Here is a 14,261-nt window from a genome sequence, read left to right on the forward strand (position 1 = left end):
GGTGGGCAATTGTCATGGTACGCCGCGCAGTGGTTCGACGAACATTTTGCGCGGCCTGTTCCGGCGAATGTTCTTTTGGGCGGTGTCTCACCTTCCGTTTTCGGCTCTCGGGTCCTGACCAGCGGAGAAGCATGGCCGGCCGCAAAAGCCAGAAGAGGGAGAAAGCGCGGAATCCCGTTAATAGCGCCGTTGGCCGGGCCCTCGCCGGTCACGTCCTCTAGCGTTCGTCGCTATGCCGTACGAACGAAATCGGAAATTCATCCCGGCGGTCATTTCCGGAGTATGCGCCGGCATGACCCTGCTGGCCGGTTGCTCCTCCGGCCAGGCCGCCCCGGCGCCGGCGAACCCGGCCCCGGCGTCCGCCACGCCCAGCGTCCCGGGCTCCCCGGGCGCCCGCGCCGCCTCGCAGGCGGACACGGGGCGGCTGCGGGCCGCCCTGCTGCCCGCCCCGGACGGCATGCGGGTCGTGCACGGCCCCGAGACGGGCGCGTTCGGCTCGCTGCAGGCGACCAGGCAGGGCCTGGAGGCCGCCAAGCAGGCCAAGCTGGAGCGCCCGGAGTGCGCGGGCGCCGCCCAGCTCGACGCCACCCAGCCCGCGCTGGCCGGCGCGCCCGCCGCCGTCGTCGCCTACGCCTCGGGCACCGGCTCGATCACCCAGGCGCTGGTCTCGCTGCCGTCGCCCGCGTTCCCCAAGCCGCTGCCGCGGCAGTGCGCCACCTACGAGGCGCAGGTCAACGGCGTCAAGGTCACCTACCGCACCCGCGAGCTGGACATGCCGAAGCGCGGCGACGAGTCGCGCGCCTACCTCACGACCGCCTCGGGCGGCGCCGACAACGCCCAGGTGGGCTCCGTGGTGCTGCGGCGCGGCAACGTCGTGCTGAGCCTGCTCGTGGTGGGCCGCAAGGTGGAGCCGGCCGGCCTGTTCGAGCTCGGCCGCCTCGCCGACCGGAAGCTCGCCCAGGCCGCCGGCTGAGGGTCCCCGCCCGCGCGGGCGGGGAGGAGGACGGATGCGGCGCTACTAGATCAGGACGTGGTCGTCCGGCCGGCCCACGAAGGAGAACTGGGCGTTGCGGGTCAGCTTGATGTGGTCGGCCTGCCAGGTGTGCATGCTGGCGTCGGCGCTGCGCCAGTAGACGAAGTTGAACCGGTCCGCCGAGTAGATCTTGACGCCGTCCTCCTTCAGCCGGCGCACCAGGTGGGTGTCCTCGCCCCGGGTGATGTCGGCGAAGCCGTACGAGCGGAACATGCCGGCCGTGCCGAGGAACGTGCCGCCCTGCACGAGGAACGAGTAGCGGTGCTCCAGACCCGGCAGGCGGAGCATGGTGGTGTTGCCGCCCTCGAAGTAGGAGTAGTGGGCGCCCTTGCCGACCAGCTCCGCGTCGGTGTAGTCGAAGGCCCTGACCAGGTCCGACAGGTAGTGCGCGCCGTAGAGGTTGTCGTCGTCCATCTTGGCGATCAGCTCGCCCTCCGCGGCGGCGATGCCGAGGTTCATGCAGGCGCCGAGCGACAGCTCGGGCGCGGCGGGCAGCACCACGACGTCCGTGATGCCCGCCATGCGGGCCTTGTCGGCCACCACGACGGGGTCGATGTCGAGGCCGTGCAGCACCATGACGAGCTGCAGCGGCCGGTGGATCTGCTTGGCGACCGAGGAGATCGCGTGCTCGATCTGGGAGGCGCGGTTGGTCGGCAGCACCACGGAGATCGAGCGCGACCTCGGCTGCACGGGCCGGCCGAGCAGGTGCAGGATCTGGTCCACGCGGTGGGAGAACAGGTGCTTGTCGAACACCTCGCGCATCGCCAGGTGGCCCATCCTGGCCCGCAGCTCGGGGCTGTTGATCAGGTGCAGCACCTGGTTGTACGACTCGACCGGTTCGCGGGCGATGGGGACCAGCTCGCCGAACGTCTCCTCGATCGCCCGTGACCAGCCGGACACGACCGGGGTCGAGCAGGCCGACAGCTCGAAGACGCGCCGGGCGCACATGGTCGGCGAGTCGAGCACCGAGTTGACGTTGAGGAAGACCTTGTACATCCGGTAGGCGGCCAGCATCTGGTCGTAGGGCAGCTCGCCGACGATGTGCGGGCGGTACTTCTCCGGCCAGGCGTACTTCTCGTCCACCTCGCCGTTGCGGGCGAAGATGTGCAGGCCCAGCTCGCGGACCGGGTCGAGGACGACCTCCATCTGCTCGCGGCGCTCGGGATGCTTGTCGCGGAAGTACATGCCCGCGAAGACCACGTCGTGCAGGCGCCCCTCCTTGCGCTGCACCGGGTTGTGCACGCGCGGCTGGGCGGCGAACTGCAGCACGTCCACCCGGTCGTGCCCCAGCACCTCGCGGTACTTCGGCACCATGTCGCCGTCGCAGGTGAAGACGTAGTCGAACAGCCTGGCCGTGTCGATGAAGAAGTCGAAGTTGGGCGGGTCCTCCTTGTTCCAGAAGACCGTCGGGATGCCCTCGGCCCGGCACCAGGCCACCAGGTCGCGCAGCGGCTCCTTGGGGGCGTTGGTGCCGGTCATCTGGTAGCGCCAGCGGCCCTGGTTGCCGTGCCAGGCCGACTCGCAGAACAGCAGGTCGGGCCGCTTCTCGGCGAAGATCTCCGGCCAGTCCTTGAGCCCGAACTCGATCTGCTCCCACTCGTAGCGGAACGCCATCCGCGAGAAGTCGTCGAGGATCACCGCGACGCGCAGGTCCGGCCGGTTGACCGGCCCGGCCGGCCACTTGACCGCGGGCACCTCGACCAGGGGCGGCCGGTTGTTGGCCGCCTCGATGGCCTCGGTGACCGGCCTCGGCGGCTTGGGCGCCCGCTCCTTGGCCCGGACGGCCTCCAGCACCTTGCCGGGCTTCTTGGCGCCGATGGCCTCGCCCAGCTTGAAGGTCCGCTTGGCCTGGGTGGCCTCCAGCTTCCAGGCGGCGTAGGCGGCCTTGGCCTCGGCGATCTCCAGCCGCCGCCGCAGCTCCCTGAGTTCCGCCTCGTACCGCTCGACGACCTTCCGCTCCTCGGGGAGCCAGTTGACCGGGCCGAGCCGCTGGTAGGTGGGTTCTTCGGGAGTTTCGGCCATGGTGATGCGCCCTATCGCTTAGCGGAGGTATGTCATGTTACGGGGGAGGCCGTACGAAATGAGGGAGTTATTCGGAACGCGCACCCTGGGACGCGGGAGACAGGTTGTCCCCCTTCAGCCAGGCGGCGATCACCCGGGCGATCCGCGGGCCGGCGGCGCCGTCCCACAGCGGGGGCAGCTCACCCGACGGCGTCGTGGCGCCGTCGGACAGCGCCTTCTCCGCGGCGGCCGGCAGCAGGGCCGGCGTGACCAGGCGGTTGGTGCCGTGCGTGATCGTGACGGGCCGCTCGGTGTTGGGCCGCACGGTCAGGCACGGCACGCCCAGCATGGTCGTCTCCTCCTGGACGCCGCCCGAGTCGGTGACGACCAGCGCCGCACCCCGGACGAGCGACAGGAAGTCGACGTAGCCCAGCGGGTCGACGACCTTCACCGACGGCCCGTCGACCAGCCCGGCCTCGGCCAGGCGGGTGCGCCCTCTCGGGTGGATCGGCACCACGAGCGGGAGCTGCCGCGAGACCTCCAGCACGGCCGAGACCAGCTCCCGGGCGGCCTCGGGGGTGTCGACGTTCGCCGGCCGGTGCAGCGTCGCCACGGCGTAACGCTCCGGCAGGCCCAGCCGCTCCACGACGGGAGCCGGGTCCAGCGACGGCAGGGCCGCGAACAGGCTGTCGATCATCGGGTTGCCCACCAGGTGCACCTTCGAGGCGGGCACGCCCTCGGCCGCCAGGTGTGACAGGGCGTCGGGGGAGGTGGCGAACAGTAGGTCCGACAGCGAGTCCGTGACGATCCGGTTGACCTCCTCGGGCATGCCCCGGTCGAACGAGCGCAGCCCGGCCTCCACGTGCGCGGTGCGCACGCCCAGCTTGGCGCAGACGAGGATGGCGGCCAGCGTGGAGTTGACGTCGCCGTAGACGACCACCAGGTCGGGGTCCTGCTCCAGCACGACCTCCTCCAGGCCGACGAGCAGGGCGGCGGTCTGCCTGGCGTGCGTGCCCGACCCGACCCCGAGGTTGGCCACCGGCTCTGGGAGGCCGAGGTCGGCGAAGAACACGTCGGACATCAGCGCGTCGTAGTGCTGACCGGTGTGGATGATGCCCTGCCGCATGCCGAGCTCGCCGAGTGCTCGCACCACCGGGGCCGCTTTCACGAAATTGGGACGAGCGCCCAGAACGTGCAGGACCAGGGGGTTCTCCCTCATTGACCTCGCCTTTCATAGCGGAAGGGGAAAAACGCTGCCTATGGTACGGTCACCGCGTGGTAAACGACGCCAGTCGTCCAGACTCCTCCAACTCCTCCCCGGTGTCGGCCCCGTCGTCGGCTCCGGTGTCGGCCCCGTTGTCTGCCAAGGCCGCGCGCGCCGGGGTCGGCGGGTTGCTGAAGGGCTTCGTCCAGCATCCGATCCTCGTCTCCCGGGTCGTCTACACGAAGATGAAGTCCGACCCCGTACGGGTCGCGCAGGCCGCCGCCGAGGCCCTCCCGCCACGGCTGCGCCCGGTCGTCGGCCGGGTCGCCTGGCCGGCCGCCCGGCGTGCCCGGCGCGCGGTGCGCAAGTTCGGCATGCGGGTGATCAGGGCGCCGTGGGACGAGGCCAAGGTGCACTGGAACGAGGGCCGGGTCAGCATGGCCGCCGAGGTGCTGGAGGCGCACACCAAGTACCCGTTCGTCAAGCGCCGGGCCGCCTACTACCGGGGCGAGCTGGCCGCGATCAGTCCCGACCCCATCCCGCCGGGCGCCAAGGTGACCATCGGTGAGCGGGTCCCGGGCCGGGTGCTCCACTGCGTCACCAACGCGCTGCCCTACACGCAGGCCGGCTACACGGTCCGCACACACCGCATCGTCACCGCCCAGCAGGCCGCGGGGCTCGACCCGCACGTGGTGACGAGCTGGGGCTGGCCGCTGTTCCAGGGGTTCGCCGACGTCACGCCGCACGAGGAGATCGACGGCATCCCCTACCACCGGCTGCTGCCCGAGGGCCGCGAGGAGATGCCGTTCGAGATGCGCGGGCGCATGGTCAAGGGCGCCGACGCGGTCACCCGACTCGTCGCCGAGCTGCGGCCCCAGGTCCTGCACGCCGCCACCGACCACCGCAACGGCTCCGTGGCCCACGCCGTGCGCGACCGGACCGGCACCCCCTTCGTCTACGAGGTGCGCGGCTTCCTGGAGGAGACCTGGGCCTCGCGCGACCCCGTCCGGGTCGGCAGCGAGCGGCACGTGCTCCAGCGCGAGCGTGAGGCGTTCCTCATGCGCGAGGCCGACGCGGTCGTCACGCTGGCCGAGACGATGGCCACCGAGATCGTCGAGCGCGGAGTGCCGCGCGAGCGGATCTTCCTGGCGCCCAACGCGGTGGACGACACGCTGCTGTCGGCCCACTACGACGGCGCCTCGTTCCGGCGGGCCATGGGCATCGGCGACGACGAGATCGTGGTCGGCTCGGTCTCCAGCATCGTGGCCTACGAGGGCTTCGCGACGCTGCTGCGGGCCGCGGCGCTGCTGCGCGACCAGGGCGCTCCGGTGCGGGTGCTCATCGTGGGCGACGGCAGCGAGCGCGCCAACCTGCTGGAGCTCGTCGAGGAGCTGGCGCTGACCAGCGCGATCCTGCCGGGCCGGGTCGGTCCCGACGAGGCCCTGCAGGCGCAGGAGGCGATCGACATCTTCGCCTGCCCCCGCGAGGACCTGCGGGTGTGCCGGCTCGTCACGCCGCTCAAGCCGGTCGAGGCGATGGCGCTCGGCAAGCCCGTCGTGCTCAGCGACCTGCCCGCCCTGTCGGAGCTCGTGGGCTCCGACGGCGCCGGGCTGCTGGTGCCGCCCGGCGACCCGGCGGAGCTGGCCAAGGCCATCGCCGGGCTCAGGGACGACCCCGCCAGGCGCGCCGAGATGGGCGAGGCGGGCAGGGCCGAGGTTGCGGCCAAGCGCACCTGGAGCCGCGTGGCCCAGACCTACCGGTCTCTCTACCAGACCCTTACCGAACGATGACCATGATGTGGGCTGTCTGTTCTGACAGGTTCGGTCGCATTAGGCATGAGCTAGGTGGACTTGAGATAACCTTTGCGACCATGAAGTGTTGTTTCCCGGTTTCAAAGGCACTGCTGTGACAGGAATCGACCTGGCTGTCATCGGCCTGGGGTACGTCGGCATGCCGCTCGCCAAGGAGGCGGTGGCCGCCGGGCTGAAGGTCGTCGGCGTGGACGTCGACCGCGCGAAGGTCGAGGCGCTCAACGCCGGGCAGTCCTACATCGATGACCTGTCCGACGCCGACCTCGAGCACATGCTGGCCAACGGCTTCAGCGCCACGCTCGACGAGTCCGTGCTGTCCCGGAGCAACACGATCGTCATCTGCGTGCCCACCCCGCTCGACGAGGACCACCGCCCCGACCTGTCCGCGGTCGAGGGCGCCACCAAGAGCGTGGCCCGCAACCTCGCCAAGGGCACGCTCGTCGTGCTCGAATCGACCACCTGGCCGGGCACCACCGACGAGGTGGCCCGCCCGCTGCTGGAGACCTCCGGTCTGGTCGCCGGCGAGGACTTCCATCTCGCCTTCTCACCCGAGCGCATCGACCCGGGCAACCCCAAGTTCGGCCTGCGCAACACGCCCAAGGTCGTCGGCGGCTACACCATGACCTGCCGCGACCGGGCGGCCGCCTTCTACGGGCAGTTCATCGAGCAGGTCGTGCCCGTCAGCGGCACCCGCGAGGCCGAGATGGCCAAGCTGCTGGAGAACACCTACCGGCACGTCAACATCGCGCTCGTCAACGAGATGGCGATCTTCTGTGACGAGCTGGGGATCAACCTGTGGGAGTCGATCGAGGCGGCGGCCACCAAGCCGTTCGGCTTCCAGAAGTTCCTGCCCGGTCCGGGCGTCGGCGGGCACTGCATCCCCGTCGACCCGTCGTACCTGTCCTACACGGTGCGCAAGCTCGGCTACCCGTTCAGGTTCGTGGAGCTGGCCCAGGAGATCAACGAGCGGATGCCGTCCTACGTGGTGGCCCGCGTCCAGCGACTGCTGAACCGGCATAAGAAGCCCGTGAACGGCGCCAAAGTGGTTATGCTCGGCGTCACCTACAAACCGGACATCGCCGACGAGCGCGAGACGCCGGCCCTCCCCGTGGCGCGTGCGCTGCTGGAACTGGGCGCGGACCTGTCGTTCGCCGACCCGTACGTCAAGGAGTGGGCGGTCGACGGCACACCCGTGCCGCGTGAAGATGACCTGGCCGCGGCCGTGGTCGGCGCCGACGTGACGCTGCTGTTGCAGCAACACGCCGCGTTCGACCTGGACATGGTCGAGGCGAAGGCCAAGCTCGTGCTCGACACCCGCGGCGTGCTCGCCGAGGGTGAACGCATCGAGCGGCTGTAGCGACGGAGGGCTGCGCGCAGTGCACGTGCTCGTCATGACGGTGGTGCATAACCCCGAGGACGCGAGGATCCTGCACCGGCAGATCCGCGCCCTCGTGGATGCCGGTCATGAGGTCACGTATGCGGCGTCCTTCACGGCCCACGGCGTGGTGCCCCGGCCGTGGGTCACCGGCGTCGACCTGCCCAGGGCCGCCCAGCGCAAGCGGGTGGCGGCCGTCTGGGCGGCCCGCAGGCTGTTCAAGAGGATGCGCGGCAAGGTCGACCTCGTACTGGTGCACGACCCGGAGTTGCTGTTCGCCGTCTGGGGCGTGCGCAACAGCCCGCCCGTGGTCTGGGACGTCCACGAGGACACCCCGGCGACGCTGTCGCTCAAGCCGTGGCTGCCCTCGCTGCTGCGCCCGCCCGTGCGCTTCCTCGCCCGGATGCTGGAGAGCACCGCCGAGCGCAAGATGCACCTGCTGCTGGCGGAGACCGCCTACGCGGGCAGGTTCAAGCACGCCCACCTCATCGTGCCGAACGAGACCTGGGTCCCCGACTCGGTCACCCCGCCCGGCGACGACCGGGTGGTCTACCTCGGCTGGCTGTCCCGGGCGCGCGGCGTCATGGAGGCGATCGAGGTCGCCCGGCTGCTCCAGCCGTACCGGGTGGCCGTGGAGCTGATCGGCTACGCCGACCCGCAGAGCCGCCCGCTGCTCAACCAGGCCGTCACCGAGGGCCTGCTGGAGTGGCGCGACTTCATGCCGAACGACGAGGCGCTCAAGCGGCTCGACGGGGCGCTGGCCGGCCTGTCCCTGCTGCACGACGAGCCGAACTACCGGCACTCGATGCCGACCAAGATCGTGGAGTACATGGCGCACGGCATCCCCGTGATCACCACGCCGTCGCCCCGCGCGGTCGAGCTGGTCGAGCGGTACTCCAGCGGCGTCGTGGTGCCATGGGAGGACCCCAAGGCCGTGGCGCAGGCCGTGCTCACCCTGCGCGACGACGTTCGCGAGCGGCGGGCGCAGGGCGCGCGCGGCTACGCGTCGGCCCGCGCCAACCACCACTGGCCCAACTCGGCCAGGCGGTTCGTCACCCAGCTCGAAGCCTGGGCCGGAGTCGTGAAGTTCTAGCGGCTTACGTTCCGCAGATCCCAAGAGCGGTAGGTTCCTCAACGTGCGCTGGCTCTTCGTGCTGCTGGGTGCGGCCGTCCTGGCAGCCGTGGCGGCCGTCATCGTGGTCCTCCCCGACGACCCGCCGCCCGCGCGGGTCAGCCGGCAGGCCGCGCCCACCCCCACGCCCACCGCCACCGAGCCCACCCCGCAGGTGCCCGAGTTCACCGACGTGTGCGGCACCTACGAGACCGCCGAGAAGTACCCGTACGCCGTCACCGGCTACTGGATCACGCCGCAGTCCAACCGGTGCACCTGGCGCAAGCAGCTCCAGGAGATCCACAGCGTCGGCGGCGACACGGTCATCCGGATCGGCTACGGCCTGCAGTACCGCGCCGTCGACGACGAGGGCCGTGTCCTGGCCAAGGACGGCACCCGCGACTCGCTCTACAAGGACTGCGTGGAGGACGGCCTGTCCTGCCACGACGCGGCGGAGCGCGACCTCAGACGGGCCCACCCGGGCAACCGGGTCGCCCGCACCTACGTCTACCGCACCGACCAGGCGTTCGGCCCCGACCTGTTCCGCTGCTCCGAGGTGGAGCGCTCGGTCCCGGGGGGCAAGCGCGTCTACTACCGGGTGCTCGCGCCCATGGACGGCTCCGACGACGCCACCTGCGACTTCACCAAGCCCAAACCGTACGACCTGATCATCATCGCGGGCGCGGCCGACGACAGCCTCACCGAGCTGCTCTCCCTCGGCGACCGGTTCGGCATCCGGGTCTTCCCCGCGCTCCCGCTGGCCCCGCGCGACCCCAAGACGCCCATCAGGGCCAATCCCGACCACATCGGCACGCTCACCACGCTGACCCGCCGCATCCTGCAGGACTACGGCGCGCGCTTCGCCGACCGCACCTCCCTCGGCGGCGTCTACCAGCCGTTCGAGGTGCAGATGGCCGCCTCCCTGGCCGGCAACCCCACCCTGGAGGTCTACAGCCAGCAGCACCGCATCGTGGAGCAGGAGCTGCCCGGCAAGCCCATCCTGATCAGCCCCTACCTCGACGCGCGCAGGCGGGTCGCGTTCGGCCAGACGCCCGCCCAGGTCGCCGAGGGCTTCAAGGCGCTCGTCAAGACCGGCGTCGGCATCATCGCGCCGCAGGACAGCCGCGGCACCGGCAAGGTCGGCCTGTTCTGGCCCGACCAGCGCGACGACGAGGTGGACGAACGCCTGCGCCCCGTCGTCGGCGAGACCACGTACGGCACCGCCTACCACGGCTCCACCCGCGACTACTACCGCGAGATGGCGCTGGCCCGCGACGAGATGCTGCGGGCCGGCCACGAGGTGGAGCTGTGGGCCAACGTCGAGTCGTTCGAGCCGTCCGGCGACAAGCCGTGCGCCGCCCAGGGCACCCGCGGCAAGACCGACAAGAAGCGCCTCGACCAGGCCGTCACCATGGCCGGCCGGTACGTCCAGAAGATCGTCTCGTACATGTGGAGCGACTTCATGACCTGCGGCTCGCCTTCGCTGGAGCAGGAGGTCATGAAGGACTGGGACCGCCCCATCGCGGTCGACGCCATCCGGCGCGGGCGCGACGCCCGCGACGGCGTCGAGGTGCGCGGCTACCACCTCAAGGACGGCACCGTCACCGTGACCTGGCAGGACGGCGCCACCGAGATGGTCATCGCCACCACGGGCTGGCTGGACGAGGACCCGCTGGAGGAGCTGCCCGAAGGCATGCAGACGGCCTGGGTGCCGTTCGACTGGGGGCAGGTGCCGGCCGGCGAGTGGGTGCGGATCGGCGTCCGGCTCCCCTCGGGCCAGGAGACCACCGAACCCCTCCGCGTCCGGCTCACCACGTGACCGGCCGCCGCGGCGTGTAACGTGCCTGGCATGGTCCCGAGCGTCCCGGTCAGCGTCGACCTGGTCGTGCTGACCGTCCGTTCCCACGCGCTGTGCGCGCTCGTCTGGCGCCGCGACAACCCGCCGTTCCTGCGCCGCTGGTCGCTGCCCGGCGGGTTCGTGCAGCTCGACGAGGACCTGCCCGCCGCCGCCCACCGCATCCTGGCCGAACGGGCCGGCCTCCCCGGCGCGCCGGTGCACCTGGAGCAGCTCCAGACCTACGGCTACCCCGACCGCGACCCGCGCCAGCGCGTCGTCAGCGTCGCCTACCTCGGCCTCGCCCCCGACCTGCCGGCCTCGGAGAAGGCCCACATGAGCTGGCAGCCGGCCGGCGACCTCACGGTCATGGCCTTCGACCACCGGCGCATCATGCTCGACGGCATCGAACGGGCCCGGGCCAAGCTCGAGTACACCTCGCTGGGGGCCGCCTTCTGCCCTCCGGAGTTCACGGTCGCCGACCTGCGCAGGGTGTACGAGATCGTCTGGGACCGCCCGCTGGACCCACGCAACTTCCACCGCAAGGTCACCAAGGCCGAGGGCTTCTTGGTGGAGACGGGCGCCACCACCACCCGCGACGGCGGCCGCCCCGCCAAGCTCTACCGCCGCGGCCCCGCCGAACTCCTCCACCCTCCGATGCTCCGCTCGCTCAAGGAGTGAGCCGGGCATGGCCCCACAGGGCTGACAAGGGGAGCATGTGAAGGTTGTCACCCAGGGAAACGCTGTGGGCACCCAGGTGGAGGACGACACCGGCGACGAAGCGATCGCCCAACGCCTCGCGCAGCCATCGCAGGTGCGTCGCGTCCTTGACCGAAGGGGATGCGCTGGCGACGACCTCGATGCCGGCTATGCGGCCGTCGGAGTGTTCCAGCACGAAGTCGATCTCTCGCCCGTTGCGATCGCGGAAGTAGTAGATCTTGAAGGGCTCCGCTCGTCAGTTCGTCCGTCTCGACGTGACTCGTCACCTCGTCCAACGGGAGCTCGTCATTAGTCCAGCAGCGGGATGAGGGACGGGGGTGGTGCCCCCAGGCAGGCGATGCTCCTAGAGTGTGGGCATGCCTCGTTTCCGCGCCATTCTGGACACCATGCCGGCTTACAAGCCAGGTAAGGCCGTGGCCGCCGCCGACGGCCGGTCCTTCAAGCTCTCCTCCAACGAGTCGCCCTACGACCCGCTGCCGTCGGTGGTCGAGGCGATCGCCGAGGGGGCCCGTCAGATCCACCGCTACCCCGACCCGGGCGCGATCGGGCTGACCGAGGCCATCGCCGAGCGGTACGGCGTGCCCGTCTCGCACATCGCGCTCGGCGCGGGCTCGGTGACCGTGGCCCAGCAGTTGTTCGAGGCCGTCGGCGAGCCGGGCGCCGAGGTGGTCTACGCCTGGCGTTCGTTCGAGGCCTACCCGCTGCTGGCCGACCTGTCCGGGGCGACGTCCGTGCGGGTGCCGCTCGCCGGTGAGGACCACGACCTCGACGCCATGGCGGAGGCGGTCACCGAGCGGACCCGCATGGTGTTCGTGTGCAACCCCAACAACCCGACCGGCACCTCGATCCGCCGGGCCGAGTTGGAGCGCTTCCTCGACCGGGTGCCCGGCGACGTGCTGGTGGTGCTGGACGAGGCCTACCGCGAGTACGTCCGCGACGAGGACGTCCCCGACGGGCTCACCCTCTACCGCGACCGGCCGAACGTCTGCGTGCTACGCACCTTCTCCAAGGCGTACGGGCTGGCGGGGCTGCGGGTCGGCTACCTGATCGGGCACGAGCCGGTGGCGGCGGCCATCCGCAAGACGATCATCCCGTTCGCCGTCAACCACCTCGCCCAGGTCGCCGCCGTCGCGTCCCTGCGCGCCGAGGACGAGTTGCTGGAGCGGGTGGACCGCGTGGTCAAGGAGCGCACCCGCGTCCGCGAGGCGCTCATCGCCCAGGGCTGGGCCGTCCCGCCGACCGAGGCCAACTTCGTCTGGCTCCGCCTCGGCGACCGCACGCTCGACTTCGCGGCGGCCTGCGCCGAGGAGGGCGTGGCGGTCCGGCCGTTCGCGGGCGAGGGCGCCCGGGTGTCCATCGGCGACGCGGAGGCCAACGACACCTTCCTCAGGGCCGCGGCGGCCTTCCGCCGCTGACGTGGGACGGGTCGTCGCGGGGCGCGACCCGGTCCGCTTCGGCGCTCTCGTCGCCGGGCTTGCCGTCACCGGGCTTGCCGGGGTCCTCGCCGGAGCGGGGTGAGCCGCCGCGTTCGATCGAGATGACCAGGGCGACGCCGACGAGGATGACCAGGCCGCCGACGAGGATCTGCCCGGTGACCTGCTCGTTCAGCACGAGTGCGCCCAGGACGACGGCCACCACCGGGTTGACGTAGGCGTAGGTCGAGATGAGCGAGATGGGCGCGTGGCCGAGCAGCCACGAGAACGCCGTGAACCCGATGAGCGAGCCCACGACGACCAGGTAGGCGAGCGCCGTCCACGACCGCCCGGTGATCGCCGCCAGGTCCACCCGCTCGCCCACGCCCGTGCCGAGCACGGTCAGGCCGACGCCGCCGACGAGCATCTCGACCGTGCTGGCGGCGAACGGGTTGGCGGGCATCGCGATCCGGCTCGACATGAAGGACCCGACCGACCACGACAGTGACCCGAAGAGGATCACCACGATCCCGAACGTGCTGCCCGCCTGGGCTCCGCTCAGCGACAGCGCCGCCACCCCGGCGAACCCGACCAGCACGCCCGCCAGGGTGAGCAGCTTGGGCCGGTCGCGCACCATGATCCGGAAGACCACGAGCCACAGCGGCACCGACGCCACGAGGAGCGCCGCGAGGCCGGTGGAGATGTACTGCTCCGACACGGCCACCATGCCGTTGCCGAACGTGAGCAGCAGCAGTCCCACGACGGCCGCTCCGAAGAACTGCCTCCTGGTCATCCGGAAGGCCGCGACCCCGCCCCGCGCCAGGAGGAACCCGCCCAGCAGCAGTCCGGCCACGACGAACCGCATGGCTCCGCTGAGCAGGGGCGGGATGGACTCGACGGCCACGGCGATGCCGAGGTAGGTCGATCCCCACACCACGTAGACGACGGCCAGCGCGCCCCAGACCAGGAGCGACGAGCGGCGGTCAGCAGTGTTTTGGTGCATGACTGATGACAATATCGGTCATTCCCCGGCCGGAACACGCGGATATCGGCCATAGATGTGGCGAGATCTTAGCGCTGATCGGCCTTCACGCCACTGTCGCGTCGCAGTCCGGCCGGACAGGCTGGTCACCGGCCCGAACCTCGTACTCATGTGAGGAAGACCATGTCCGCAGTCACCGCAGTCCCCGCCGCCGCCAACGCCGCCGCGCTCGCCCACTACGCCGCCCGCCTCGCCTTCGAGACCGACGTCTCCGACGTGGCCGCCGACCTGGCGGTGGGGGAGCCCGGCATCGTGGTCGTGGACTCCCGCAGCCTGGAGAGCTGGCGACAGGGCCACATCCAGGGCGCCGTCCACCTGCCCACCGCCGAGATCGCCGCCCGCGCGGCCGAAGTGGTGCCCGCGCACGTCACGGTGGTGACCTACTGCTGGGGTCCGGGTTGCAACGGCGCCACGCGGGCCGCCCTGGAGTTCGCCCGGCTGGGCTATCCGGTCAAGGAGATGCTGGGCGGCTTCGAGTATTGGGCCAGGGAGGGCTTGCCGGTGGAGACGGTCTCAGGGGCCGCCCGCCGCCCCGTGGACCCGCTGACGGCTCCCGTGACGGGCGCCGCCTGCGCCTGCTGAGGCGCGGGAGGAGATTGGCGCCCCCGTCCGAATCCCGTCGATCGGGGGCGTCGGAGAACATACCCGTATCCACAACGGTCAACCAAGAACTCCGTAAGACAGGCCACAAAACCCCTCCCGCCAAAGGGGACTTATG

General features: G+C 70.9%; 12 protein-coding genes. 8 read left to right on the forward strand and 4 right to left on the reverse strand.

Going from position 1 to position 14,261, the window contains the following annotated elements; genetic code table 11:
* Positions 1–292 precede the first annotated feature (292 nt).
* On the forward strand, positions 293–973 hold the full coding sequence (locus FHU36_RS14830; protein WP_185084252.1) for a hypothetical protein: 681 nt from the start codon (positions 293–295) through the stop codon (positions 971–973).
* Between the two features lie 45 nt (positions 974–1,018).
* Here FHU36_RS14830 and FHU36_RS14835 read toward each other — a convergent pair whose 3' ends face one another.
* Together FHU36_RS14835 and wecB are read right to left on the reverse strand one after the other, a co-directional pair.
* Positions 1,019–3,055: a glycosyltransferase family protein gene (locus FHU36_RS14835; protein ID WP_185084253.1), complete on the reverse strand. Its 2,037-nt coding sequence runs from the start codon at positions 3,053–3,055 to the stop codon at positions 1,019–1,021.
* Positions 3,056–3,122: 67 nt separating this feature from the next.
* The gene (wecB, locus tag FHU36_RS14840; RefSeq protein ID WP_185084254.1) at positions 3,123–4,253 is read right to left on the reverse strand and encodes a non-hydrolyzing UDP-N-acetylglucosamine 2-epimerase; all 1,131 of its coding nucleotides are present in this window, start codon (positions 4,251–4,253) and stop codon (positions 3,123–3,125) included.
* A gap of 137 nt (positions 4,254–4,390) precedes the next feature.
* Here wecB and FHU36_RS14845 point away from each other — a divergent pair, with 137 nt between their 5' ends.
* The 5 genes from FHU36_RS14845 to FHU36_RS14865 all read left to right on the forward strand — a co-directional run bounded on the left by FHU36_RS14845 (position 4,391) and on the right by FHU36_RS14865 (position 11,050).
* Positions 4,391–6,028, forward strand: coding sequence for a glycosyltransferase family 4 protein (locus FHU36_RS14845; RefSeq protein ID WP_246502047.1), 1,638 nt, complete (start codon positions 4,391–4,393; stop codon positions 6,026–6,028).
* Between the two features lie 115 nt (positions 6,029–6,143).
* Positions 6,144–7,406: a nucleotide sugar dehydrogenase gene (locus FHU36_RS14850; protein ID WP_185084255.1), complete on the forward strand. Its 1,263-nt coding sequence runs from the start codon at positions 6,144–6,146 to the stop codon at positions 7,404–7,406.
* A 19-nt stretch (positions 7,407–7,425) separates the two neighbouring features.
* Positions 7,426–8,517, forward strand: coding sequence for a glycosyltransferase (locus tag FHU36_RS14855; protein WP_185084256.1), 1,092 nt, complete (start codon positions 7,426–7,428; stop codon positions 8,515–8,517).
* 43 nt (positions 8,518–8,560) lie between these two features.
* The gene (locus tag FHU36_RS14860) at positions 8,561–10,354 is read left to right on the forward strand and encodes a DUF4434 domain-containing protein (protein WP_185084257.1); all 1,794 of its coding nucleotides are present in this window, start codon (positions 8,561–8,563) and stop codon (positions 10,352–10,354) included.
* Positions 10,355–10,384: 30 nt separating this feature from the next.
* The gene (locus FHU36_RS14865) at positions 10,385–11,050 is read left to right on the forward strand and encodes an NUDIX hydrolase (RefSeq protein WP_185084258.1); all 666 of its coding nucleotides are present in this window, start codon (positions 10,385–10,387) and stop codon (positions 11,048–11,050) included.
* On the opposite strand, the gene FHU36_RS14870 is transcribed toward FHU36_RS14865, so the two are convergent.
* A complete protein-coding gene (locus FHU36_RS14870) occupies positions 11,040–11,306 on the reverse strand; it encodes a DUF4143 domain-containing protein (protein WP_185084835.1) in 267 nt (88 codons plus the stop codon). The genes FHU36_RS14865 and FHU36_RS14870 overlap by 11 nt on opposite strands.
* 139 nt (positions 11,307–11,445) lie before the next feature.
* Here FHU36_RS14870 and hisC point away from each other — a divergent pair, with 139 nt between their 5' ends.
* On the forward strand, positions 11,446–12,504 hold the full coding sequence (gene hisC, locus FHU36_RS14875; RefSeq protein WP_185084259.1) for a histidinol-phosphate transaminase: 1,059 nt from the start codon (positions 11,446–11,448) through the stop codon (positions 12,502–12,504).
* Here the strand turns inward: hisC and FHU36_RS14880 are convergent.
* The gene (locus FHU36_RS14880; protein ID WP_185084260.1) at positions 12,476–13,504 is read right to left on the reverse strand and encodes an EamA family transporter; all 1,029 of its coding nucleotides are present in this window, start codon (positions 13,502–13,504) and stop codon (positions 12,476–12,478) included. The two genes, hisC and FHU36_RS14880, sit on opposite strands and share 29 nt — an antisense overlap.
* Before the next feature lie 162 nt (positions 13,505–13,666).
* Between FHU36_RS14880 and FHU36_RS14885 the strand changes: the two genes are divergently transcribed.
* Positions 13,667–14,125: a rhodanese-like domain-containing protein gene (locus FHU36_RS14885; protein WP_185084261.1), complete on the forward strand. Its 459-nt coding sequence runs from the start codon at positions 13,667–13,669 to the stop codon at positions 14,123–14,125.
* Positions 14,126–14,261 lie beyond the last annotated feature (136 nt).

Source organism: Nonomuraea muscovyensis, from assembly GCF_014207745.1.
In the GTDB taxonomy this organism is placed as follows: domain Bacteria; phylum Actinomycetota; class Actinomycetes; order Streptosporangiales; family Streptosporangiaceae; genus Nonomuraea; species Nonomuraea muscovyensis.